24 protein-coding genes, 1 tRNA gene and 2 pseudogenes are annotated in these 24,247 nt (G+C 51.7%); 4 read left to right on the top strand and 23 right to left on the bottom strand.

The window, feature by feature from the left end; translation table 11 throughout:
- Positions 1 to 3: 3 nt before the first annotated feature.
- The 3 genes from hutU to hutI are packed head-to-tail and all read right to left on the bottom strand — an operon-like array spanning position 4 to position 3,904.
- Complete coding sequence (gene hutU, locus KF947_RS19330) at positions 4 to 1,683, bottom strand: urocanate hydratase (RefSeq protein WP_227404840.1); 1,680 nt, start codon at positions 1,681 to 1,683, stop codon at positions 4 to 6.
- Positions 1,684 to 1,737: 54 nt separating this feature from the next.
- Positions 1,738 to 2,700 (bottom strand): formimidoylglutamase, encoded by a 963-nt coding sequence (gene hutG / locus KF947_RS19325; RefSeq protein WP_227404839.1) that lies wholly within the window; start codon positions 2,698 to 2,700, stop codon positions 1,738 to 1,740.
- A complete protein-coding gene (gene hutI, locus KF947_RS19320; RefSeq protein ID WP_227404838.1) occupies positions 2,690 to 3,904 on the bottom strand; it encodes an imidazolonepropionase in 1,215 nt (404 codons plus the stop codon). Before hutI ends, hutG begins: the two co-directional genes overlap by 11 nt.
- Positions 3,905 to 4,218: 314 nt before the next feature.
- Between hutI and KF947_RS19315 the strand changes: the two genes are divergently transcribed.
- A complete protein-coding gene (locus KF947_RS19315) occupies positions 4,219 to 5,541 on the top strand; it encodes a YjiH family protein (protein WP_227404837.1) in 1,323 nt (440 codons plus the stop codon).
- Positions 5,542 to 5,627: 86 nt separating this feature from the next.
- Here KF947_RS19315 and hutC read toward each other — a convergent pair whose 3' ends face one another.
- Complete coding sequence (gene hutC / locus KF947_RS19310; protein ID WP_133730327.1) at positions 5,628 to 6,341, bottom strand: histidine utilization repressor; 714 nt, start codon at positions 6,339 to 6,341, stop codon at positions 5,628 to 5,630.
- 87 nt (positions 6,342 to 6,428) lie between these two features.
- Here hutC and KF947_RS19305 point away from each other — a divergent pair.
- The 3 genes and pseudogenes from KF947_RS19305 to KF947_RS19295 form a co-directional block, all read left to right on the top strand.
- Positions 6,429 to 6,632, top strand: a pseudogene (locus KF947_RS19305) (IS30 family transposase); the annotation flags it as partial.
- Positions 6,633 to 6,689: 57 nt separating this feature from the next.
- On the top strand, positions 6,690 to 6,986 hold the full coding sequence (locus tag KF947_RS19300) for a type II toxin-antitoxin system HigB family toxin (RefSeq protein WP_133730326.1): 297 nt from the start codon (positions 6,690 to 6,692) through the stop codon (positions 6,984 to 6,986).
- Positions 6,986 to 7,345, top strand: a complete 360-nt coding sequence (locus tag KF947_RS19295; RefSeq protein ID WP_133730705.1) for a helix-turn-helix domain-containing protein — start codon at positions 6,986 to 6,988, stop codon at positions 7,343 to 7,345. Before KF947_RS19300 ends, KF947_RS19295 begins: the two co-directional genes overlap by 1 nt.
- A 344-nt stretch (positions 7,346 to 7,689) precedes the next feature.
- On the opposite strand, the gene KF947_RS19290 is transcribed toward KF947_RS19295, so the two are convergent.
- The 19 genes and pseudogenes from KF947_RS19290 to KF947_RS19200 form a co-directional block, all read right to left on the bottom strand.
- On the bottom strand, positions 7,690 to 8,043 hold the full coding sequence (locus KF947_RS19290) for a hypothetical protein (protein ID WP_227404836.1): 354 nt from the start codon (positions 8,041 to 8,043) through the stop codon (positions 7,690 to 7,692).
- Positions 8,043 to 8,471, bottom strand: coding sequence for a hypothetical protein (locus KF947_RS19285; protein WP_227404835.1), 429 nt, complete (start codon positions 8,469 to 8,471; stop codon positions 8,043 to 8,045). The genes KF947_RS19290 and KF947_RS19285 overlap by 1 nt, the downstream gene beginning before the upstream one ends.
- 88 nt (positions 8,472 to 8,559) lie before the next feature.
- Positions 8,560 to 9,591, bottom strand: a complete 1,032-nt coding sequence (locus tag KF947_RS19280) for a hypothetical protein (protein ID WP_227404834.1) — start codon at positions 9,589 to 9,591, stop codon at positions 8,560 to 8,562.
- A gap of 49 nt (positions 9,592 to 9,640) precedes the next feature.
- Complete coding sequence (locus KF947_RS19275; protein ID WP_227404833.1) at positions 9,641 to 10,867, bottom strand: hypothetical protein; 1,227 nt, start codon at positions 10,865 to 10,867, stop codon at positions 9,641 to 9,643.
- 69 nt (positions 10,868 to 10,936) lie between these two features.
- Positions 10,937 to 11,746, bottom strand: coding sequence for a restriction endonuclease (locus KF947_RS19270; RefSeq protein ID WP_227404832.1), 810 nt, complete (start codon positions 11,744 to 11,746; stop codon positions 10,937 to 10,939).
- A 784-nt stretch (positions 11,747 to 12,530) separates the two neighbouring features.
- Positions 12,531 to 13,445 (bottom strand): hypothetical protein, encoded by a 915-nt coding sequence (locus KF947_RS19265; RefSeq protein ID WP_227404831.1) that lies wholly within the window; start codon positions 13,443 to 13,445, stop codon positions 12,531 to 12,533.
- A 426-nt stretch (positions 13,446 to 13,871) separates the two neighbouring features.
- Entirely contained in the window at positions 13,872 to 15,662 is a 1,791-nt protein-coding gene (locus tag KF947_RS19260) for a DUF927 domain-containing protein (protein WP_227404830.1), read from the bottom strand.
- Positions 15,655 to 16,647, bottom strand: a complete 993-nt coding sequence (locus tag KF947_RS19255) for a toprim domain-containing protein (RefSeq protein ID WP_227404829.1) — start codon at positions 16,645 to 16,647, stop codon at positions 15,655 to 15,657. Before KF947_RS19255 ends, KF947_RS19260 begins: the two co-directional genes overlap by 8 nt.
- Positions 16,640 to 16,957 carry a hypothetical protein gene (locus KF947_RS19250; protein ID WP_227404828.1) on the bottom strand — a complete coding sequence of 106 codons (318 nt, stop codon included), beginning with the start codon at positions 16,955 to 16,957 and terminating at the stop codon, positions 16,640 to 16,642. The genes KF947_RS19255 and KF947_RS19250 overlap by 8 nt, the downstream gene beginning before the upstream one ends.
- On the bottom strand, positions 16,950 to 17,189 hold the full coding sequence (locus KF947_RS19245; protein ID WP_227404827.1) for a hypothetical protein: 240 nt from the start codon (positions 17,187 to 17,189) through the stop codon (positions 16,950 to 16,952). Before KF947_RS19245 ends, KF947_RS19250 begins: the two co-directional genes overlap by 8 nt.
- 449 nt (positions 17,190 to 17,638) lie before the next feature.
- A complete protein-coding gene (locus KF947_RS19240; RefSeq protein ID WP_227404826.1) occupies positions 17,639 to 17,866 on the bottom strand; it encodes a hypothetical protein in 228 nt (75 codons plus the stop codon).
- Complete coding sequence (locus KF947_RS19235) at positions 17,863 to 18,168, bottom strand: helix-turn-helix transcriptional regulator (protein WP_227404825.1); 306 nt, start codon at positions 18,166 to 18,168, stop codon at positions 17,863 to 17,865. Before KF947_RS19235 ends, KF947_RS19240 begins: the two co-directional genes overlap by 4 nt.
- Positions 18,169 to 18,510: 342 nt before the next feature.
- Positions 18,511 to 18,672: a hypothetical protein gene (locus KF947_RS19230; protein ID WP_227404824.1), complete on the bottom strand. Its 162-nt coding sequence runs from the start codon at positions 18,670 to 18,672 to the stop codon at positions 18,511 to 18,513.
- A complete protein-coding gene (locus KF947_RS19225) occupies positions 18,653 to 19,267 on the bottom strand; it encodes an isochorismatase family protein (RefSeq protein WP_227406320.1) in 615 nt (204 codons plus the stop codon). The genes KF947_RS19230 and KF947_RS19225 overlap by 20 nt, the downstream gene beginning before the upstream one ends.
- A gap of 45 nt (positions 19,268 to 19,312) precedes the next feature.
- Positions 19,313 to 19,459, bottom strand: a pseudogene (locus tag KF947_RS22255) (ogr/Delta-like zinc finger family protein); the annotation flags it as partial.
- Complete coding sequence (locus KF947_RS19215; RefSeq protein WP_227404823.1) at positions 19,460 to 20,653, bottom strand: tyrosine-type recombinase/integrase; 1,194 nt, start codon at positions 20,651 to 20,653, stop codon at positions 19,460 to 19,462.
- Positions 20,654 to 20,819: 166 nt separating this feature from the next.
- Positions 20,820 to 20,896: transfer RNA gene (locus tag KF947_RS19210), tRNA-Arg, on the bottom strand.
- A gap of 94 nt (positions 20,897 to 20,990) precedes the next feature.
- Positions 20,991 to 21,938: an AEC family transporter gene (locus KF947_RS19205; RefSeq protein WP_133730325.1), complete on the bottom strand. Its 948-nt coding sequence runs from the start codon at positions 21,936 to 21,938 to the stop codon at positions 20,991 to 20,993.
- 142 nt (positions 21,939 to 22,080) lie between these two features.
- On the bottom strand, positions 22,081 to 24,102 hold the full coding sequence (locus KF947_RS19200; protein ID WP_413614112.1) for a diguanylate cyclase: 2,022 nt from the start codon (positions 24,100 to 24,102) through the stop codon (positions 22,081 to 22,083).
- Positions 24,103 to 24,247 lie beyond the last annotated feature (145 nt).

The raw sequence follows: 24,247 nt of genomic DNA, 5'->3' as shown, positions 1-24,247 counted from the left end.
GCTTTACTGATTAAGCATCGGCAAATCAAGACCGTTTTCCTGGGCGCACTGTTTAGCAATGTCATAGCCAGCATCGGCATGGCGCATCACGCCGGTGCCCGGGTCGTTGCGCAGCACACGGCCTAAACGGGCGTGGGCATCGTCGGTGCCGTCACACACGATCACCACGCCAGAATGCTGGGAATAGCCCATACCTACCCCACCGCCATGATGTAGTGACACCCATGTGGCGCCGCCTGCAGTGTTTAACAACGCGTTGAGTAACGGCCAGTCGGAAACGGCGTCAGAGCCATCCATCATCGCCTCGGTTTCCCGGTTGGGGCTGGCAACGGAACCTGAATCGAGATGGTCGCGACCAATAACGATCGGTGCTTTTAGCTCGCCGTTCTTCACCATTTCGTTGAAGGCCTGCCCAAGGCGGGCACGGTCTTTAAGCCCTACCCAGCAAATGCGTGCTGGCAGCCCCTGGAAGCTAATCCGCTCGCGCGCCATGTCGAGCCAGTTGTGCAAGTGCGGGTCATCGGGAATGAGTTCTTTGACCTTCTGGTCGGTCTTATAAATGTCCTCAGGATCCCCGGAGAGCGCCACCCAGCGGAAGGGGCCGATGCCCTGGCAAAAGAGAGGACGAATATAGGCAGGCACAAAACCCGGAAAATCAAAGGCGTTAGCAACCCCTTCTTCCATTGCCATCTGCCGAATGTTATTGCCGTAATCAAACGTGGGCACGCCCATCTTCTGGAAGTCGAGCATCGCTTGCACATGCACCGCCATCGATTGCTTGGCCGCCTTCACTGTGGCTTCAGGCTCAGACTTGCCCCGCGCTACGTACTCTTCCCATGTCCAGCCGGAAGGCAGGTAGCCATGCAATGGGTCGTGGGCACTCGTCTGATCCGTGACCATATCCGGTTTGATGCCGCGTTTAATCAGTTCCGGCAGCACATCGGCGGCGTTACCACACAGGCCGATAGAAATCGCCTTACCTTCGGCGGTATAGCGCTCAATACGCGCCAGGGCGTCATCAAGGTTGTCAGCCTGTTCATCCAGGTAGCGGGTACGCAAACGGAAGTCGAGGCTCTCCTGCCGACACTCAATGTTCAGCGAACAGGCACCGGCTAACGTAGCCGCCAGAGGCTGAGCGCCGCCCATACCGCCAAGCCCTGCGGTCAGAATCCAGCGCCCTTTAAGCTCACCGTCGTAGTGCTGGCGACCCGCCTCAACAAAGGTTTCATAGGTGCCTTGGACAATTCCCTGGGAGCCGATGTAGATCCATGAACCCGCCGTCATCTGGCCGTACATCATCAAGCCTTTGCGATCCAGTTCGTTGAAGTGCTCCCAGTTGGCCCAGGCGGGAACCAGATTTGAGTTGGCGATCAATACCCGGGGGGCATCCTTATGGGTCTCAAAAACGCCGACGGGTTTACCAGACTGCACTAGCAGCGTCTGGGTATCTTCCAAACGCTGTAACGTTTCGACGATTTTGTCGTAGCACGCCCAATCACGGGCAGCGCGGCCGATGCCGCCGTACACCACTAAATCTTCGGGGCTTTCGGCCACATCCGGATGAAGGTTGTTCATCAGCATGCGAAGCGGCGCTTCGGTCAGCCAGCTTTTACAGCTGAGTTCCGTACCGGTCGGGGCAATGATCTTACGTGAAGCATCGTGACGATTATCGTTGGTTGGCATGGCGTCATTCCTTGTGTTTCTGTTCATTATTCGTTGGTCTAAAGGCGTGCCCTGTCATTCATTCAGGGTCAGCAAATGCACGAGCCTAGCCGCCGCTCTGGCGGTGCGGCTGTCGATATCCAGGCTGGGGTTAAGTTCTGCCAAGTCCGCTAGGCGGAGCTTGCCGCTGTCACGCACGACTTCAACCAGCGGTTCAATCAAGGCAAGCGAAACACCGCGTGCGGCGGGCGCACTCACGCCGGGGGCTTCGGCAGCGGGGAGTACATCCAGGTCAATGGTCAGATAAATGTGGTCGCACTTGGCGATGAAGCGCTGTACGTCTCTGACGATAGAATCCAGGCGTAGCGCATCAATCTCACGATCTTCCCGAACCAGTGTTCCGAGCGCATCAGCGCGGGTAAATAAGGCGCGCGTATTCGCAGCGCGGCTTACCCCCAGGCAGGCGTAGCGAAACAACCAATCCCACTCTTGGCACTTATCTGCAATCTGGGCGAAGGGTGTGCCCGAGGAGCGAATATGCGCTGGATCGCGTAAATCAAAGTGCGCATCCAGGTTAATGATGCCAATCCGCGGTGGCGCCGTTTTTGAATCAGAGCCTTTTGGCATAAAAGACTGCGCCAGACCGAGCCAACTGGCATAGGCCACTTCATGCCCGCCGCCCAGCACAATGGGCAGGTGGCCAGCGGTTAATAATGACGTCAGACGGTCAGCAAGCGTCTGTTGCGCTGCCTCTAACCCATCATCAACACAGCGCACATTGCCGGCATCGTAAGCAGGCGCTGTGCGATGCCAAGCCAACGGCGCCAGCGCACGGCGTAACGCATTAGGGCCTTCAGCAGCGCCGGTGCGGCCCTGGTTACGCGCAACACCTGCATCACTTTCAAAACCCAGCAGTGCACACCCCGGCGCGGCGTTGTTGGCTAACGGCTGAATGCGCTGATGCCAACGGTCACTATCGGGTTCAGGATCCGTGCGCCCCTGCCAGAGCGCCATATCAATGGGCGTATCAGAGGCCATGGGTTAACTCCCCCTGATAGACACGCTGCCGTAGGCGACCTGGCTGCACCGCGTATGCCAGCTCAGCAGGTGTCTCAATATCCCAGACACACAGATCAGCCACCGCGCCTTCGTGAAGCTGCCCCTGCCCTTTCAATCCTAGTGCGGCAGCACCATTAGCGGTCATCCCCGCCAACGCTTCCTGGGGCGTCATGCGAAACAGCGTACAAGCCAGGTTGAGCATTAACGTGGGCATAAATAGCGGCGAGCTGCCTGGATTGGCGTCGGTGGCCACAGCCATCGGCACGGCCGCTTCGCGCAGCCCCGCAATGGGCGGCTGCTGCGTTTCACGCAGGGTGTGGAAAGCACCGGGGAGAATGACGGCCACGCTGCCTGCTTCGCGCATGGCAGCAATACCGACGTCATCGAGATACTCAATGTGGTCAGCGGACAATGCGCCGTGGCGGGCTGCCATCGCGGCGCCCCCCAAGTTTGAGAGCTGCTCGGCATGCGCTTTGATGGGTAAACCATGAGCTTGGGCGGCTTTGAAAACCCGCTCACATTGCGCTACTGAAAAGGCGATTTTCTCACAAAAGACATCGACGGCATCGGCCAGCCCCTCCGCCGCTGCGGCAGGAATCATTTCATTGCAGACCAGATCGATATATCCGTCGCTATCGTTCTCATACTCCGGCGGCAAGGCATGGGCACCTAATAGTGTCGTCAACACGCGCACTGGCAACTCTTCACCTAGACGCCGAGCAACTCGCAGCATTTTCAGTTCATTAGCCACGTCCAAGCCATAGCCCGACTTGATCTCGACCGTAGTGACGCCTTCTTCAACCAGCGCTTTAAGACGTGGCAAGGCGGCATTAAAGAGCGTTTGTTCACTCGCTTCCCGCGTCGCCAAAACGGTACTCAGAATGCCCCCGCCACGACGGGCAATGTCTTCGTAGCTGGCGCCTTCCAGACGCGCCTCGAATTCGTCCGCGCGGGCGCCGCCAAACACCAAGTGCGTATGGCAATCCACCAGGCCGGGCGTCATGACGCCGCCCCGCCCCATATCATGGCAGCCATCCGCCTGTGATTCCTCGAAGTCATTCATGGGCGTCATGGTGATAACACGCTCACCTTGAGTAATGACGGCCATGGGCTCCGGCAACGTTTTCAGACCATCGAAGACACTGATATCGCGCCAAAGGTAGCGACGTTTGTTATTAGCCATGGAGGTCTCCTTGGAGCAAACATAATGTATATACAATTAAGCCCACCCTCATATCCTTCGTCAAGCAGTGAATCAAGAAAAAAAGCCTCAATATAGGCCTTATTAAAACTGAGACAAACATGTAAAAAACACTAAATAACAAGTATTTAATAAATAAAAATGAATGAAATCATAAGTGCGTAGTGACTGCCAACTTAGACTAATGTCTATTTTTTAAGCGCTATACCTAAACGCTGCATAGGGGTAATTTATTGTATATACATAACAAGAAGCCACGGCCATGGCGATGACAACCAAACAACTAGAGGCGCCCCATGCACTCCATAGACCCACCCACTAAGCAGCGAGCCAACGCTGTCACCATCTTTAAACTCTTTGTGCCTAGCGCTCTGGGCATCCTGATCTTCTTTGTTCCCATCGAGCTAGGAGGACGCAGCACTATACTGCTTGACCATATGGTCACCGGACTGCGCTCTTTGATGGGGGAATACAGCGGCATTTATGCGTTAGTGATGATCGTGGCGGGCGCCGCCTACCCACTGCTCAAAGGCTATTGGCGGCGAACAGTGACCGAAGGCATTTTCAGCGTGCTGAAAATCATTGGTGTCGTTGTTGCCGTAATGGCGTTAACGGGTTGGGGGCCTGCGTTTCTGCACGAACCGGACATGCTGCCCTTCTTGTTCGAGAAACTGGTGATTCCGGTGGGTTTGATCGTACCAATCGGCGCTATTTTCCTGGCACTGTTGATCAGCTATGGGTTGCTGGAATTGATTGGCGTACTGGTTCAGCCGGTCATGCGGCCCATTTGGCGAACGCCTGGGCGCTCGGCAATCGATGCCGTTGCTTCTTTTGTAGGTAGTTACTCGATCGGGCTATTAATTACCAATCGGGTTTATCAAGCGGGACAGTATTCAGCCCGGGAAGCCGCCATCATTGCCACTGGTTTTTCCACGGTGTCGGCAACGTTCATGATCATCGTGGCCCGGACGCTAGATCTGATGGGCATTTGGAATTGGTACTTCTGGCTCACCCTGTTGATTACGTTCATCGTCACGGCTATCACGGTGCGGCTGCCGCCTCTGGCAAGCATGGATAACCATAAGAGTGATGGTGAACCGGAGCCAATACCGGGGAAACGCTTGAGCACGGCCTGGCAAGCAGGCACAGAGATTGCTGCCAAAGCGCCCAGCCTTCACCGCAGCGTAGCGCTCAACTTTAAAGAAGGCTTGATAATGGCCATCAGCATCCTACCGTCGATTATGTCGGTAGGCCTGCTCGGGCTTCTCATCGCCAAATACACGCCCTTATTTGAATGGTTGGGATGGTTGTTTTACCCCTTTGTCGCCATCTGGGGGCTAGATGACGCTGCGGCGCTAGCGCAGGCATCTGCTTCTGGACTGGCGGAAATGTTCTTACCGGCTCTACTGATGGCCGAGGCCGAATTCGTCGCCCGCTTTGCGGCTGGCGTGGTGTCAGTCTCCGCCGTGCTGTTCTTTTCGGCTTCCATCCCCTGCATTCTTTCTACCAGCATTCCGCTTTCGGTAGGCCGCATGTTGATCGTGTGGTTCATTCGCGTTGCCTTGAGTTTGCTACTCGCGATACCCGCGGGCTACTTGGTGCAGTCACTGATCAGTTGAATCCCAGTCCAGTTAAATATCCGCATTAACGACAATGCCACGAGGTCGAACAAACCAGCCCCGCTTGGCGCTTGCTTTGCGTCAGTTTAAGCGCTTTTTCTTTGCAGGGAGGAGCGCAATTTATAGCGGTCGCCAGGGTGGATCAGGCGCGCATAGCTAATCAAATGCTCTTCAGACCAAGTACGCCGCACCATGCTCAAACAAGGCGTCTGGGTATCGATACTTAGCCATTTTGCGGTTTGCTCATCCACTAGCACCGCCTCAACGATATGTTCCATATCCGTCATGGGACAGGCGGCGACCAGCACCTCGTTAGGCGTATGGCGTGAAAAGTCGGTATCAAGATAATCTGGCACCCAGCGTGGGTTAACGTAGCGGTTCTCAAGCTGAATCGGAATGTCATTCTCATAGTGCACCAAGAGAGTATGAAAAACCCGACTCCCTAGCCTCACGCCTAACCGCAGCGCCACTTCATCGTCTGCTTCAATCGCCTCTTGGCTGATCACTTTATTGCTGTATCGATGCCCTCGAGAAAGGACTTCTTCGGCAATGTTGTAGACCTCCACCAAAGAGGACTCAACCTTACGGTCGGTAACGAAGGTGCCGACCCCAGGTTGACGTACCAGGTACCCTTGCTGCACTAAATCTCTAATGGCTTTATTGGCCGTCATCCGGCTTACGCCAAAGTCTTTCGCCAGCCGCTCTTCCGTAGGTATCTGATGATTCAGCTGCCAATCACCGCACTGAATCTTATCCAGCAGATGTTGACGGATCTGCTGATAGAGAGGAGGACTAGTCATGAAACTCCTTTGTAATTAAGAGCGTTTGTCTATACAGACATCTTACTAGCCTTGGTTTCTGGATTCATAGAATAAATGCAGCACTTTGGATCACACAGAAACACCAATGGCCTGATTAGGCACTGTTTTCCTAAAGGTACTGACTTCCGAAAAGTGACCGATGCCGAGCTACGAGGTGTCGTCAATAAGCTAAACGATAGGCCAAGAAAGCGGCTGGGATACCGGATCCAGGTGTTTTTAGGTGAACACTCAGGAGCACTAGAAACCGCAGGTGCTGCACTTATTAGTTGAATTCAGGCTTTACTCCCAAAACGGGAGCATCTATAATCTCCCGAAACGGGAGGAAGCATGAGAGTCATAGCAAAGCGCACACTGAAAGAGTTTTGGGAGCAGGGCTATGACGACGCCAAGACCCCTTTAACCGAGTGGTACAACATGATGCTCCGAACATCCTGGGAAACCCCGCAACAGCTGAAGGCCGACATTGGAACCGCCAGCATCCTTAAAGGCGGCCGTGTTGTTTTCAATATCGGTGGCAACAAGTACCGAGTCATACTCTCCATTCGGTATGAGCAGCAAATTGCTTGGGTTCGTTTCGTTGGCACCCACGCCCAGTACGATAAAGTCAATGCGGAGACAATATGATGAACATTCAGCCTATCCATAATGATGCCGATCTTGACCGGGCGTTTGCTCGCCTTGAAGAGCTTTGGGCTGCTGAACCAGGCACTCCTGAAGCGGACGAGATCGAAGTGCTCTCAATCCTCATAGAGAAATACGAGGATAAACACTTTCCTATCGGGCCGTCGGATCCTATTGAGGCGATCAAATTCCGCATGGAACAGCAGGGGCTGACGCCGCGTGATCTTGAAGCATACATCGGCTCTAGCGGCCGAGTTTCAGAGGTGCTGAACCGTAAGCGCAAACTCAGCCTTCGCATGATTAAAAGCCTGCATGAGGGGCTTCGAATCCCTTATGAGAGTTTGATGAGTCAAACCGCTTAGTTGTCGGTTTTTGGTGTACCTAGGAGCGGCTAGGGGGGGTGATATGGCGTCCCTGGCAGGAGTCTAAAAAACGATATAACAACATGATTTTAAAAAACTAAATATTAAGTCAAAAAATACAATATACCACTATGTATACCAGCACTCCCACCTGCAACCCGCGAAAAACGTATCATTGGATAACATCAATCACTGGTAATTCTGTTTGTGGCACATATGGAATGCTTACTGCCAAGAGCGATATTCTAGGAGCCATTGATATAGCGTTTTAACGCTTCACTCACCGAAATTTTGGGAGTGAAGCGAGAAAAACTACCGAGTACGGTGACTTGTTATATCTAAATTCACAGTAGATTTGAGATTCCGGATGCATGATATCTAGCCATGTTAAATAGCTCTTTCAACGCAGGCGAATATTCCTCAATTTGCCATACAACAACCTCAGGTTCTAGGACAATACAAAAACCTAAATTCTCGGCCCAGTAAAACTCATCTACATCTGTAAAATGCTTATCTCTTATTTCATAGATACCAATGCGAGTTTCTTTATAGGTAGTTTCCAAGTACAAAGGCACATAGCTCTCAGTAGCTTGATTTAAAGAGTACGGTGGCGTTCGTGCTGACCAACGAACATGACCACTTATGGTCTCTCTAATTAACTGAGTAATTAATTGATCTTTTTGGTTATCGAAACTCATTAATCCCACCTTGTATCTTTTGCGATTTGTTGCAAATAAGTGACAACACCACTTAATTCACCATATATCTTCCACGAGCTATCTTCATCTAAAGATACTTCCAAAGTTTCTTTCGATGTTTTTATAAAATCGGTGATCTTTTCTTTGTTAGCCTCTGGTATTTTAAGTAATATACTCTCAAGTAAAGCTGTCGCTCGTTGTATTTTTTCATGTGCAGAGCGACTTTCTTCGCTATACTTTTTGAGATTTTCTACAAGCCCTTCGGCAATTCGATCTAAGTCAGTTACAATTTCAGGGATCCTAGCTTTTCTCATAAAAGAGTTTCTAATTTTCCTAGCTTCTATGAACAAAAAGCATGTCACAATAAAACCAATTATCGAGACAATCGAAGCTGTATCTATTAGCCAGAATGGTAAGTAACTATTCAAATTAATCTAACCTCCTTTCGTGGGTAACTCTGGTATATAACGCCAAAGCACACCGGCGCATTTTAGTGCGTCAGTGTGTCGCAACTTGTTAGATTTCTGGCTGAAAGTAATATTCACCCTTGGCTAAAAGCTCTTCGACGATGAAGTGAACAATTCGCATTTCATCTAAACCGTTTTTCATGTCAAAGTTCATAACCTCTAGCGAATGATTAGGTATCAGGTCTACCAGTTTCCAACTGGCTTCTTTCTTCTCCCTTTTCCTCAATGGGTTAGAGAATATTAAATTGAATGACTTTCTCCAATCCCAATGGTCGCTCAATTTATCTTTGTTTTTGTAGTCATAATGCCGGTGGTAAACGTTGGTTAGGATAACCGAATCTACGTTACTGTATTCCTTCGGAGGATGATAAGAACCTGGGGTTAGCAGACCCTGAAGGCCAAACATATAGAAAAACCAGGCTTGCATGCTCATTTGATCCGGGCAGCACACAACAAGAACATTTAGTTCATCCTCTTGGCAATCATCAGCAAACTTGCCGTGTGCTGACAGAAGAAAATCCTTAAGCTTGTTATCCATATGCTGTTGCTTAATCAAAGGCTTATTGAGATCGGCATTAGGATTCGCCTCGATATTGAACACTTCGCGCTGTAGGCTCTCCACAATTGACTGGTAGTCTTCCATTCTTCCGAATGCGCCAATCTTGAACGCGTGAGCTTCATCAATAGCTTGTTTTTTCGAATAGTCCGGGCATTTAATTTCAAAATTGAATGTGAATCCCCCCCTTTCAAAGGAACAATCCACATCTTTTGGAGGCTTGATCTTTCGCTCATAGACGAATGAACCGGGGAACATACAGCCAAGTGTCGCACTGATCGTAGTTTCGCACGCAGCTTGCAGGTATTTGGGTTCATTGAATGATGTGCCGCTCAACTGCAAGTCGGCCTCAATTGCCCGCTGTTGTTTTGGAGTCCAGTGTGGAGCAATATAGCCCAACGCCTTCCACAACCCCATTCGGTATTCAGCGGCATCGTAACCGATCAGGTAGTCATGACTAGGATTTGAGGATGTAATGAGCGTCTCCCTATATCTCAAGAAATCTAACGCCGCGCTCTGCGGCAAGTTTGAAGCGCAGCGGAAAACTAGTCCGACAGCAGCGCCTTGTTAGCTTTTACCTCGGCGTGTGGTAGAGCATAACCGCTAGCTTCACCACTCTATTTCTATCGCCATTTAAATGGAATTCATAGTTAAACCAAGTTTCATCTTTTCTATCAACGTATTTGAGGAAATTGCTGTGCTTGAGCGATGCTCCTTTGGCGGTTTCAACTACACTGCTAAAATCTTTATTTGGTACAAACATAATCACTGCCGCCTTTGAATCTCTCCATGTCAGGTAGCCCAAAAGCTGACTTATCGTAGATAAAAAGCTCTTCTCCCCTTTCCAGAACTTGCACTCGCCAATAAACACGTTTAAACCTTCATGTCTCAGCAATATATCGGTTTTTCCCGTTTTATTGAATGTTTCCCCAGTAGCAGAACCTTCGAAATTTGGCTCCAGCATCATTAAAAAATGATCTCTAAGATGCTCCTCTTCCTTGTCTGCATACAAACTCGGTAGCCGTTCAAATTCTTTTCCTACATCGTGGATTAAATTCAAAATATCAATATACGTCGACTGACCAAGGCTTGGCTCAGAAGTAAAGCCTGCTTCTTTTACTTCTGGTTTATTTAAAATAGGTTTTTTTCGTTTTTGTGAGAGTGGAATGGAGAATGTTTCTGGTATCGAGACTGATTTTTTAACTGGAACACCTAATGAAGCTAACACCCCGGAACTCTTTTGTATTCTTTGCTTTCGTGAGTTAAATATATTGCGCACATATTTTTCTAAACTAGCATTAGATCTATCGACCTCAGCAATCACATTTTTATACTGTTGTAAGATACTCTGGATATTTTCGTCTTTTCTCCGAACAATCTCACTGGCGTCATCTCTGAAATTAATAATTTCAAAACAAAATTCATTATGCCCAACCTCAACATCCATGCTCCATAATATTCTATTACTCGGAACACAATAGAGCAATTGAATATCCCCACTAACAGGAACGTGGAATTTAATTACATTCTTTTTATAAGATTTCCCTGGGTGAACGTGGAAACTGTTAGGAAAATGCTCAGCTGGTATCATCCGCTCGCTTGAAGAGGCGTAGATATCAGCAACGTTAATTTGCAAATTCTCAACAGTCGCCTCTGATACTTTGTGAGCTATATAATCATCTTCGTTAACGTTAAGAATGTAGTCATCACTTTCAGATTCTATAGAAGAAGCAATATTAACTTTTCTAGATTCTAGAAAGTCTCCTAGCTCTCTTTCTCCAAAAATTCTAATTCTTTTCATTTTTGACTAATTCTCCATGAAAGCTAACGGCGGAATGATACGCCCGGCACCTGCGCTGAGAAGACATGGCTAGTTCGATCCTTCGAGAAGCATTTCAGATAGTTCTGTGGTTGGGAGCCAGACTCCTTCGAGACTCTCAAGATAGCTCTGACACAGTGAGACAATTTTATTTTGGCCAGCTATCCTTATATTATGCTGCTCCACCTCGGTACGCCCACTAAGGATATTACCGGTAAAACCCGACGAAGAGACAAGCAAACCCTTAGTTTTGCCACCTGCTTTGACTACTACATCAACCAAAGCCGATAAGACATCACTCCCTGGTCTTTTCCCACTTGCGAGCCAGTGTTTCACCTCAACTAAGAAGATCTGCGCATCACCACCTTCTTCACATTCAAGTCGAAGATCAAAGCCCCCGTCTTTCCCCGACCGGGTTAACTCAGTTTCGAATCCAAGCTGCTCGAATACCTCTCGCAGGGCTCGCTCTAGGTCTCTCCATTCAACGTCACGGAGACATTGCGGATTTTTAGCAATTTCCAATGGAATCGCCTTCATCGCCGTTCGAACTATTACCTCAAGCCGAGACGGGTTTTTTACATCAGGTTCAACGTTGTTTTTAGATGCGGCTTCGCTCAAGTAACGCTTTAGTTGAGGCTTGCCATTTGATGAGAAGACGATACGCCCCTCCGCTTCTAACTCTTCGGCACGCTCTTTCGTATAGCGCCAAGATCGACCTTGCGGCGGCATTTGACCACGCCATTCATATTGAAGCTTTGGCCGATCAACCGGCGACGTTACATCTGCAAGGAGATATGCTCCCCTCGGATCATTGTCCGGGTTCTTATAACGAGCTTTGATGACGGAGTTGCGTAAATTCATTGGTTCAGTTAAACACTTCTAAAGGTTCCGAACAGGTATTAGACGGGCCTTCCTATGATTGGATGAATATGGCGACATGCTCATCTGGAAAATGCAGCTTGCCAAATTCTCCCAAGTCTATACCCCTTCAGCTATTATTTTTTATGAGGCTTTTAAACAAAATATGCGCGACTGCAGCATTTTTCGACAAGTCTGCTTTGATCGTCACGGTGGCTAGTGATTCGCAAATCAATGGTTACCAGCTGATTAACACCCATCGGCCACTACACCCCTGCTTCATTATATTTAAGCAGTATTCATCATTTTCCTAAGCCTGTACAACCAATAACTCTGAGACTTTAGACCACCCTGCGCAGCTGCTCACTGGAACGCCCCGGTACGGCAAGGCCTTACCAGGAATGTCTTTCTAAACTATCGGCCAGCCGGTGGCCTCGCTTTAGGATCTTTCTCTGCCTCTTGCCTGTTGAAAGCGCATAACTCCGCATGAAAACGCATAATTTTCATGCACCCATTTTTCACCAGCCAGCCCAGCAGTGGCGCGGCTTGGTGACGGGCGAGTGGGTGCATAAAAACCACTACATTTAGCGCGCGGGCGGGGCGGGGTGTCGAGTGCGCGGCGTGGGTCGCGGCCGGTGTGGGGGTGGATGGTTGGCAACATCGCCGCATGAAGCCCTCTACGCGCTCGCACAAGGCTGGCTCCCCTTCCGCCGTCCTCTCCCTCGCCTAACACGACAACGCCCCGCACAAAGGCAGGGCGTTGGCCATACGCTTGAGAATGGATTGGTTAGGCTTGGGCGCTATCCAAGTCGTCAAGGCTCGGAACATACTCCATTTGTGCTTCTAGTTCTTTCAACCGGCGGTTAAAGCGAACGGGTGATGGGTAGTCACGTCCGTCTGCTTCACAGGCGAGCAAGGACGGCACCTGTAAAATCTCTGGTTTGGGCTCCGGTTTGGCTTTGGGCATGACGCCCATCAATAGTTTGCCCAATGCAGCATGTTGGCGGCGCTCAATCTCTTCACTAGTCCACCGTCGACTAGCATTATCCATCAAGGGATCGATACTGCTCCCTGGCTGGCTTGATACATCAATGCCAAGCCTCGCCATGTGAGCATAATCGTTGTACGTCCCTTCATGAATGCGTTTGAACAGCCTTGGCAGCTCAGCGCTCAAGGTGGCCATTTCCTCACTGTTGCTCATATTCTTAAGACATTTCATCAACCTCTTGCGTGATGAAATTTCCGCTAGACGACCGATAGCTCCCTCAAGCGGTTGTCGGGCCAAATGCGTCTGCATCCTGAGCCATTCCTGTTGCGGCTCAAGCAGCTCGATCATTTCCTGGGTCTGCTCGGCTTCAGAGGTCAACTGTCCTTTTTGCTTAAGCTGGTCACGTACCGCCTTGCTCTGCTCCCCAAACCCTTTCACGAAATCTTGCCGCCAAGCATCCTTCGTTGCGTTCGTCTGGTGCTGTAGGGCATCGAGCGTTTTCCGTAGCTTGGCCAACCTGCCAGATACGTTTTCGAGCTTCGAGCGCCGGGCGAGGTAAGTGGCGCGTAGCTGCTCGATCTCAGTCTCCAGCTCGGTTTCAGTTTCACCGCTCACGGCAGCTTCGGGGGCTTTGGAGTGCTTGTTATCTGTTGCTTGCATGGTGCATTGCTCCTGCTCAGGTGCTTGGGTGGTGGCTGATGTCTGCTCAGTCATGTTGGCCTCACTGTTGGCATGGGTGCGCGGGTGAAACGGTGGAGCCAAGGCCCCACCAACGGGAAATGTTTAGCTGGGTGGAAAACGCCTGCCAGGAAGGGAAAGGGGTCGCCTCCTTGCAAATATGGGAATAATTCTCAATACCTCCCATACATAATTCCCCTGTCTGATTTTGAAAAACGGGGGCAACGTGGCAACAACGGCAATAGCATTGATTTAATTGATATTTTTTTTGGCAACTTGTAGCCGCTTTTTGAAAACGGCAACAGACAAGCTCAGCCACTCTATAGATATAAAGATATGTGTTGCCTTTGTAGCCACCTCTCTTATTAATAGGCAACACCTGTACCCCGCATGGTTGCTGGGCGTTGCCGTTGTAGCCAGTGTTGCCACAGAAACTAGGTTCACGCGTAAAAAGCCTCTGCATCATTCGCCCCCTCGCTCGCCGTCCAACTTGTCGGGATCAATGACGAAAAAGCGCGTGCTCCCTCCTCCTGGCAGGCGGTAGTTTTTCTGGCGGCGGCCGCTGTCGGTTTTGGCCAGCACGTTGTAGGTTTCCAGTGTGCGAATCACGCGGTCTCTGCCATATCCCGCTGCCGCCTCCGTTAGTGAGGCGCGGTTGAATAGGTAAAGGCGCTTTTTGTCCTCAATCTCGAAGTAACCGGCGCGATGCTTGATCCCAGGATTCGGCAGCTCTGCCGCAATGTTGGAAAAGCGACTATCACCGTGCATGGCGATAAAATCTGATAGCGCGCTAAGTATTTGCCGATCTTCCGCGTTCCCGTCGCCTACCCTGGCGACCCACTCGCGGAATAGCTGACTACATGCGTTAGCGGCGGTGCCTTCTTCCCACGGTAAAATCCCGTAGGTAGATGCCAGCTCTCCAGCTAGTCCAATAATGGCGAAGCGATCCGCGACCCTGCCCGCCTGGGGGCCATCAGAATTGAACCCTCCCCGCACCTCAGCAAACCGCTGATAAAAGTAGTCAGGGTCGGTTTCCTTAATGAGATGCTCCACGAACGCAGGCCCCACCATGCCGTAGTGGTGCGCGGTTGCTGTTGTCAGCTTCCTATGGAATGTCGCTCCATCCATGCCGTGAACGTCATCAAAGGCGCGATAGGCGCGGTTGCCTGCATTTACGTCCACCATGCGCAGCTCTGCCCCAGCGTGGGCGGCATTGCCTGAAATGGCCGCGTGTTCAGAAAGTGACCGCTCCCCGCTGGAAAGCGCCAACACACGCCAGTAAAGCTTGGGCCGCCCTTCCCGCTCACGGGTCATGGTGCCCTTGCCGGTGCCGTTGGCGATGGCGTAGGCCATTTCTTGCACCCGCTTGGGATCGGCGCGTTTGATCTCGTCCAGAATCAGCACCGTGTCATTACGTGACGATGCCTCGATCTCAATACCGCCCTTTGACATATCCCAAGACGCCGCAAAACGGCTGGGGTCGCCCCACACTGAGGCGGCGATAGCCTGGGCCAGTGACTTACCGCTTGAGGAGTCACCCACCAAATGCACGCCACCACCGTTTACGCCTACTTTTGAAAGCAGTGGCCCCGCCAATGCACAGCAAACAGACAGGATCAGCACCGGGTTGCCCTGGCAATAGTGCGCCAGTTCGCTTTGCCAGCTTTCCAGCGTGCCCCGTTCAGAAAATAGGTGGGCACCCTTGCCGCTGTCCTGAAAGCGTACGTCCTGGCCGCCTAAAATTTTGCCTGGGAGTACAAATGCCCCGCTTGCATCGTGCCAGCCCGGTTTGGTCGTGGTGGCCAGCACTCGGTTTAAGTCGTGGTGACTGGCGATATAGGCAGGCACATAGCGGCGCTGGTGGTACTCCACTTTTAAGCCCTGGCGGAAAAGGGCTTTTAAGATCTCCTCTCCCTTACCGGCTAATGCCTCCATGGGCATGACGTATTCAATGACCTTGCCCCGGTGCTTGAAGCGCAGTAAGCGTCCGACGCTGCCGTCATCACTGTTAAGCGTTTCGGCATCCACATGCAGTGGGCCACAGATCCATAGATCAAACGGTTGGCCAATATCATCGCCCTGGCCCTGTTTGATGCCGTGGAACCAAGTTCCTGCCCTAAACAGCTTCCCATCCACCAGCGTTTGGCCTTCATACACGGCATAGCTTGGGCGCTCTAGGGTGTCGATCTCCGGCGCGGTAGGTTGGCCAACTAGCGCAAGGTAGCTTTGCTGCTCGCGTTTTTTCTCACTCATGGTGGCCCCCTTGTTGGCGATACCAGCACGCCAAGTCGTTAAAATCGGTCAGGATATGCGGGGCTTCTTTCGGCCAAGCCGGGAACAGCACCAACGCCCCCACCGCTAACGCGGCGGCATTGGCGGCAGTACGGCCAGGGTTTCCAGGGGTAGCGCGGTCATCGTCGCCAGCGATGACCATTTCAAGGTGGCCATAGCGCTCACATAGGCCACGCGCAACCGGTTCTAAATTGCCCGCGTGCATGGCACACGCCACTGGCTCGCGGGTGTGGGCGTGAATCGTGGCCCCGGTGGCCCAGCCCTCACAGACATAAAGGGTCTTTCCAGGCATGACACGGCCAAGCGGTGAGTAAGCACCCAGCACCTGCCCGCCTTTTAAAAACCGCTTATTCCCCTGGGCATCGATCAGTTGCACATTGACCAGCTCACCATCGGCATAAAGCGGCACCATTAGCTGGCCTTTGGGTGTTTGGCGTAGTCGATAAGGGCTAATCCCTTTGCTCACCAAATACGCATGGCCAGGGCAAGCAGGCTGGCCATTGAGCCAAAGCTGCTTGGCCAGTTGGGCGGCTTTTTGTTGGGCCGCCAGGCGTTGCGCTTCCGCCTGCTGGCGTAGCTGGTTTTTGGTGGGGGTAACAGCAATGGGGGGTGAGGCTTGCGCCTCACCGTTGCGATGAAAAATACCCAGCCCCAACCGCTGATCGATCATCATGGCGGCGTCTACCTGCCGACACCCGCGCAGGTAGCTAAGCAGCGATACAAGGTCACCGCCGTGGGCGTCAGGATCAGCAAAGTCGTTCCACTTGCCGCTGGCCAATGACACACCAAACGAGCCTTTCCCCTGGTCGTCGCGGGCCGTGTTGCGTGCTACCCATTCGCTGCCCTGGCGCGCACCATCGGGCAGCCATTCAGCGACTAGGGTTTCAGCGTCATTAAGCGCAGCTATAGCCACTTGCTGGATTTTTTGAACGGTCGTTTTAGCCATGACGCGCCCCCCTCTTGGCAGGCGGTATTTGCCGTTTGACGGTTTTGCGCGCCACTAGGAAAAGATCAGATGCATCGGCCAGTAAAATACGCGATGCGATAGCCACGTTGGCTAAATCACGCGCATCAGCGCTGGCTCCTGGCGTATCTAGCTGGCAAAGCGACAGCATCAAGTTGCTGACTGCCTCCAGGCGCATTTCTGCATGTTCAAACAGCGTGTCGCCATCGGCGCGGGGGTCGATCAACATGCACTCTGCCTCGGTCAGGCAAACGGCATCTTCAAGGCGTGGGGGAATGGGTGAATTAAGCATTACCCACCTCCTCAACGCACAGGCGTTCAAGCTCGATGAGTAATTGGTCGTGTTCTTGATAAGAGAGGGCGTTTAGCGCGGTGGCCATGCGTGCCATACCCAACAGCTGTTGAAGCTGTTCAGGCTTACGGTTCACACGGTAGGCAATCAGTTTTGCACCGATTAGCGCAGTAGCTATATGCGTGGGGGAAATTTGGGTGTGCGTGTACGCACCTTGGCTTTGATTGGCCATAGGTAAGACTCCTTGGATTTTGGAGTCACCAACAACCGTTCTCACGCGATTGGAGGCGACTGTACGCAGGGTGAGAAACCGGCATCCAAGGGAACCGGCCACGCCGAAACGTGCCCACGCACAGCCGCCATAACGACGCACTACAGGCGGAAAAAAAGCGCCTGCAATGGTAGGGGCGCTGTAGCGCCTTGGATACTTCGGGTTCTCACGCCCGGCTGTAGATTTTGCTACAGCAAGAGCATGATAAGCATTCCCCAGCGTTCCTCGCAAGCTTTTCAGGCAGCAAATGTCGCTCAATTTGATAGGCTTCATGACTTCCCTTTGATGTAACTTCGCTTGGCCCCAGTGCTCCCCGCTCTGGGGCCTTTTTTGCGATCTTTGGGCAAAACTTCCCCATACCCGCTGGGCTTGGCCCAGCAGCGTTATGCCTATTTGGTAGGGTTAGGGGGTTAGCAGTCGGTAAGGATCTCGGCGGGAGGCTGGTGGCGGTTGAAGCGCTCCAAGCCATCGCCCTGGCCATCTAACCATTTGGCGCTAATATCGCCGGTCGAACCTTTACGGAATGCCTTTCGGCTGGGTGATTTGGTGGCGTCTACCATGGCGGCCTCAAGCTTGACCACATCGTCCGCGGTGAGCTTTAGCGTGGTGCCGTTGATGGTGAATTCAAATTGGCTCATGCGTGGCGCTCCTGTTGGTGTGTGGTCATGCGTAGCGGTGCGGGAATGCCTTCCAGGAGTTGGCGTTTGCGTTCTTCCAAGCAGTTAGCGATCCAGCTATCCACCTCCTCTTCTAGCCAAGCAACGCTTTTGCCGCCAATCGGCACCGGTGCCGGGAAAGTGCCCTGGCGAATACCGTCATAAATGGCCGAACGGCTTTTACCGGTTTTCTGCTCTACCTCCTTGCGACGCAGCAGGCGATTACCTAGCTGGATCTTGTTCACCGTTCTGAATGGCGGTGTGTGAGTGGTGAGTTCAGGCATTGATTTGTGTCCTCGCTGTGTCATTCCAGGCAAGTGCCCTAGTGGCCCTATGAAGCTTGACGGTTAACGAAATGACGCGCCATCGATGCGCGTTGTGCCACGATTCCCGCACAACGGGATGGCACACGAACGATTCTGGGCAGCTAGACAGGCATCGAAAGCAGCTTTGGATGACAAAGAGGACGTTGGTTTTTGATGAGCCATAAGGTGGGTTCCTTCAGCGAGTGGTGACGTTGCAAGCCTTACGCTTGAGACACCACTAGCTTGACGAGGAACGAGGAGGACTACCAGAAAGGGCTGTTGTAGAACTGTATGGATATACAACAGAAAGTGTTTCATGAGCTATTTATAACGCGGAGCTGAAGCGTCATCCGAAAGGCATATTTTTTTATATTTTAAATTCAAATAGTTATAAAAAATCAGCCAGTATTTTTCTGTTGTAGAAAACGGAAAATTTACAACACGCAGATGCCTAGCTGGCCACTCAGTGACGGCGCTGGCCATTACTCTCTCCTTCCTTGGTAGCAATGGCGTGCTCGACCGCGTGAAGCACTAGCGTAGTATCCACTACCGTAGAATTACCCTGGTGCAAGTTCGTCATTGCAAGGGTATGGATAGTTTCAGGAAGAAGATCCACGGCGTCGTAACTGAATTTCTCGAAGGTGTAGCAAGCGTCATCGGGAACCCACACGGTGAACCCTAAGTTAGAGGCGCTTCTTACCGTCGCCTCTACCGCTCCCTCACTGGTCGATCCCACCACCACAAGTTGGCGAATGGATCGCTTAAGCAGCCAATCCTCAATGTTGGAGCGTAAAAAGGCATCCGTGATGTTTTTATCGAAAATCTCCTCGTTAGCGAGAGGCTCTAAACCAAGTTTAAAACGCACACCAGGATGGCCGGGGGAATAGGGAGATTCTGGATCACCAGAGAGATGGCGAACATGGATGATGGGCAGCGAGTTCTCACGCCATGCATTCAGCAGACGATACATGTTGTACTCTGCGCGGTCGTTATTGCGCTTTCTAAAATAGGGATAATGCATATCCGCTTGCTGCTGATCGATGATCATTAACGCACATGCATCGGGGTTTAAACTCATTAAATCGAAGTTTTCCGCCACTGCATCGATTGTCGTATCTTTGAATATCTCGTCAGCTTTAAACTTATTGCCACACTCCTCGTTAGTGCACTCTTGGTATAAAACATGATAGCCCTCTGTCATTTTCCGGCTAGATCTAGTCCGGGTTTTCGTTCCGCAATCAGGGCAATTGATAGGTAGCTTTAGTCGCATTTAAACCTCGGCGCTAATGTTATCTAGGTAGTTCGCCCAAAACTGCATCATGGCGGGCCGCTGATCCGGGGCCATGTGTTGGGCATGGGTGTAAACGCCCTCGATCCCTGGCAGCTTGTGCGATAGCTGTAGCTCTATCCATTCTCTGGGATAGCCCAACTCTTTTAAGCCGGTGGCCACAACATGGCGGGTGCCGTGGGGTACGTGCCTGCCCTCATAACCCATACGCTTTAGAGCCATGCCAAAAGCGGCATCGGAGATTGGTTTTCGTGGGTCATTACGGCCAGGAAATAGCAATTTGAAGGGGGCTGTTAGCTTGTGAAGATAACGCAGCTCACACAATGCCTGGCTAGGCAGGGGCACTTGGTGCGCCCTGCCCATCTTCATGCGTTCGGCGGGGATCTTCCAAACGGCTGCATCTAAGTCGAACTCAGTCCACTCAGCCCGGCGTAGCTCTCCAGGCCGAACGGCTGTCAGTAGCAACAGCTTTAGCCCAATGCGCACCATAGGGCTTTTATCGTAAGCCTCAATATCGCGCACAAGCTGTGGAAGCTCACTTTGGGGGATATGGTGGAAGCTACCCCGCTTGTAGGGCTTAAGCGCCGTTTGAAGGTCGGTAAGGGGGTTGTAGCTGGCTCTACCCGTAATGATGGCAAAGCGGTAGATATCACGACAGAAGGCGTGCAGGCGGCGTCTCTGTTCGAATTTCCCTAACTCTTCCAGCGTGCGCAGTATATCCAGCCATTCGAGGGGCAGAATGCTCTCTATCGGCCGATTCCCCACTTTGGGGAACACATACATTTCAAGCACGCGCCTGCTGTCACTGGCACGCTTAGAACTCTCTTTCCAGCGCGGCACCATGGCTGCGTGCCACTCCATGGCCAGCACTTCAAACGTGTTTTCAGTTGCGTACTGTCGTTGGCGTTTGTCGCTCTGCTTTTGCTCTACAGGGTCAATGCCTTGGGATATTAGACGTCTCATATCCGTCCGCTTCTCCCTTGCTTCGGCAAGGCTCACTTCAGGGTACTGACCAAGGCTGATCATGTTGCGCTTGCCGTTAGGGCGTGTGTAGCGCAAACGCCATCCACGGCTGCCATTGGTTGAGATCCTAAGTTCTAATCCCATGCCATCTGAGAGGGTAATAATTTTCGTGCCGGGCTTAGTTGCGTTTATTTGTCGGATAGTTAGCGCCATGGAGGTATACCGAGTATTTCCGAATGGAGGCATATACCGGACTGTATACCACTTGAAAGCGGGATTTGGAAGGAACTGTGAGGAACAACGAGGAGCTAAAAAACCATGTATTTCAGAGTATTGTACTCTTTTTTAGGCCTTCTCAGGACTTGTAAAGAACCCCAGTTGGCGTCCCTGGCAGGAGTCGAACCTGCGACCTGCCGCTTAGGAGGCGGCTGCTCTATCCTACTGAGCTACAGGGACTAACGTCGTCGTTCTAAACTAGCGGGCGCGTAGTATAACGCGTCGACATAGGCAGGGCCAACCGAGTTGGTCTATTTAGCAGAGCTATTCGGCTCTATATCCAACCGAGTAAACGCAGAGCAAAGACCCCCAGCGTAACGGTAATACTCGCCATCAACGTGGTAATAGCGATGATATTGGCAGCTAGGGCCACATTGCCGCCTATCGCTTTCACCATCACAAAGCTGGCGGCGGCGGTGGGGCTGGCGAAGAATAGAAACAGCAAGCCCAATTGCTCACCTGAAAAGCCCACCATCCAGGCCGCAAGAGTTGAGAGTATCGGTAGCGTGACCATCTTCATCAAGCTGGCGCCTAGCGCCACTTGGCTGCTGTCACGCATGCTCGAAACGGAAAGTGTCGCGCCAATACAAATCAGTGCCAGCGGCAGTGTTAACGAGGCAAAATAGTCCCCCGAGGTAACCACCCAGCTGGGCAGAGGAATCGAAAGTGCGGTAAAGGGTAACGCTGCAAATACGGAAATAATTAGCGGGTTCTTCGCTACATGCTTGAGCAGGCTACGCCAATCGGTGGACTGCCCAGGCTGGTAGAATGCCAGTACGACAACCGAGAACGCGTTATACATTACAATCACCACGCCCAGCAGAAGACTACCCGCTGACAAGCCATAGTTACCGTACATGCCCGCCGCTAATGCCAAGCCCACTACCCCGCAGTTACCACGAAACGCGCCCTGGACGTAAATTCCGCGATCCTGATGAGCAACACGGAAATGCGCCCATGCCCAGCTGAGCAGGAACTGGCCGAGCGTTGCCGCGGCAAAAAACACCATCAGCGAAACGTCTAGAGCAACGCTTAAGTCGGCTTTTATCAAACTGAGGAAAATCAAGGTGGGGAGCGTTGCTCTAAATACCAACGCTGAAGCGGTCGAGACAAAGACGCTATCGATCCATTTCAAGCGCTTAAGACCCAGGCCAACAAATACCATTGCGAAGACAGGCAGCGTCACATCAAGCGTGCGGGCAAAAAGTTCAAGTAGGTTCACAACAGTATCTCGGTCAGCCTTGATTTAAAAACTGGCTTCAACAACAAATTTAGCACCTGCTTATACTGTACTGCCGGACAGCGTTTGTCGACTGGCAAGAGCTCCTCTGGATGTAGGGAGCAGAACACAGTTTTACCTGACCTTAATTAGACTGATCAAAGAGCTCCATCACATCATCATGGGGCATATTAATCACAACCCCATCACGCCCGTGCTCTTTGGCTTTGTAACTACCGGCATCGGCGCGTGCCAGGACATCATCCACGCTGCTATCGCTATCATCAAAAGTAGTCACGCCGATACTTAAGGTGACCATAAACTCTTTACCTTCATGGGTAACGGAGATTTCACTCACCGATTGGCGCAATGACTCCGCGATACGCCTTGCCTGAGACAGGGTGCAGCTGGGGAGCAGCACGCCAAACTCATCGCCACCTTGGCGCGCCACATGGTCACTACGGCGAACTTCCCAGGCTACCACCTGTGCAATACGGCGCAGCATTTCATCGCCTAGAGCATGGCCACCTTCGTCATTGATGGGCTTGAAATGATCCAAATCAAACAGTAAAAGGGCTGACGGCGTGCTGGTTTTTTGGAAATCGGCAAAGGCTTCTTCTAAGCGGCGCTCAAAGCCACGGCGATTCAACAACCCGGTTAACGGGTCGTGCTCCGCCTCCCAACGCTGAATAGCTTCCTGCTCGCGGCGCTCGGTAATATCTTTGACAACCCCGACTAAACCCAAGGTCTGGCCATCTTGAGACAGCGTAACCACGCGGGCATGAATATCCAGCCACAGCAGCTCTTGATCGCTACGCAAGAAACGTAACTGACGGACAAAATTGCTGCCGGTGCGAAGGCTATGTATCCACATATCTTGAGCCCCGTCGAGATCATCCATGTGGATCTGCTTAATCCAAGAATCCATGGGGGAGTCAGCGGAAACACCCAGCATCTCCAGTAGTGCGGGGTTCATATAAGTGATATCGCCCTTAATGTTGGCGACAAACATACCCTGAGGCGCCGCATTGAGCACCGAGTCAAGAAACGCCTCGCGCTCTTGAAGATTGCCTAGTAGCAACTGCCGCTCATCTTCCACACGGTTAAAGGTACTCGCCACCTGCTGTAGCTCTTGCATATTGGTCGCCAGGCTCACGCTCTCACGGTACCCTAAGCCCACCTCACCAATCTGCTTCTCCAAATACCTCAAGGGTGAAAGTACTCGGCCCAGCATCCACCATAGTAAAGGGAACATAATTAAAACCAGCACAACCCATGTCCACCATAACTGCCTAATAAAGTCTGCTAATGGAAGTTGCGCTTGAGATATGGGCAAGTAAAGACCGACAATCCAACCGGCAGGCCATACTTGAGAATAGGACTGAAGCGCCATTTCCCCAGTCAGAAGCTCCCCCACGCCATCCCCTTCCCAACCATCTAGCGCCAAGTCCAACAAAGGGTTAAATGACCGGCTGGGTACAGAAGCATTAATCAATGAAGTATTAGGATGGTATAAGACCCTGCCTGAGGAGGTAGCAACACCCGCATAGCCTTTTTCGCCCAAGCGCACTTTGGCTAAACGGCTAAATATCCCCCCGGAATCCAAGCTAAGAACCCCTCCAACAAAACCATTAAAAGCGCCTTCTTCGGTGAAACGCGGCACCCCCACTAGAACCATCGGCATGCCACTTGCCCGACCTACAAAGGGCTCACTAACGTAGGGTCGGCGGATACCGCGCAACATACGGAAATACTCAAGCTCACTGGTTTCAAGCCCTACCCGGCCAACAATAGCGGGCCAATCGGCAACAATCCTTCCGTCGCTGTTGGCAACCACAATTCCCTCAAACCAGGCCAGCAGGCTATCGTTCTGCCGCAATTGATAATTCATCCAACTCGCATCTTCAGTGTCGCCGATCATTTCTCTTAGGCGCTCTAACGCCTGGATGCGCATATCAATTTGTTGGGTAACCTCATCGGCGAGTAGAGTGGCTTCATAGCGCAGGTGTGACATATTAGTGTCATGCACCATGGTTTTGCCGACTTGCCACGCCATGCCCAGTACCAACGCGATCAGCAGCAGCAAGGTAAAGGAAAGCCCCAGCAAGAGCCGGCCCTTTAATGAACTAAAAGAAAATAGATTTTTTAGCAGATAGGCAAAGCGCACCGACCATCCTTTTTATGCATACTTTACTTAGCTCCAGAATCTGCTGGGTAGAATCAATGACACAGAGAACGTACAAACCTACCAAAAAAGCAGCAATCATGCGCGTTGAATGAATCTAACTTAAGTCTTTTATCATGTAAATGAT

It is taken from the genome of Halomonas sp. FeN2 (genome assembly GCF_020595105.1).
Classification (GTDB): domain Bacteria; phylum Pseudomonadota; class Gammaproteobacteria; order Pseudomonadales; family Halomonadaceae; genus Vreelandella; species Vreelandella neptunia.
Note: the sequence above shows the minus strand (reverse complement) of the source record. Positions and strands in the feature narration are given on the sequence as shown.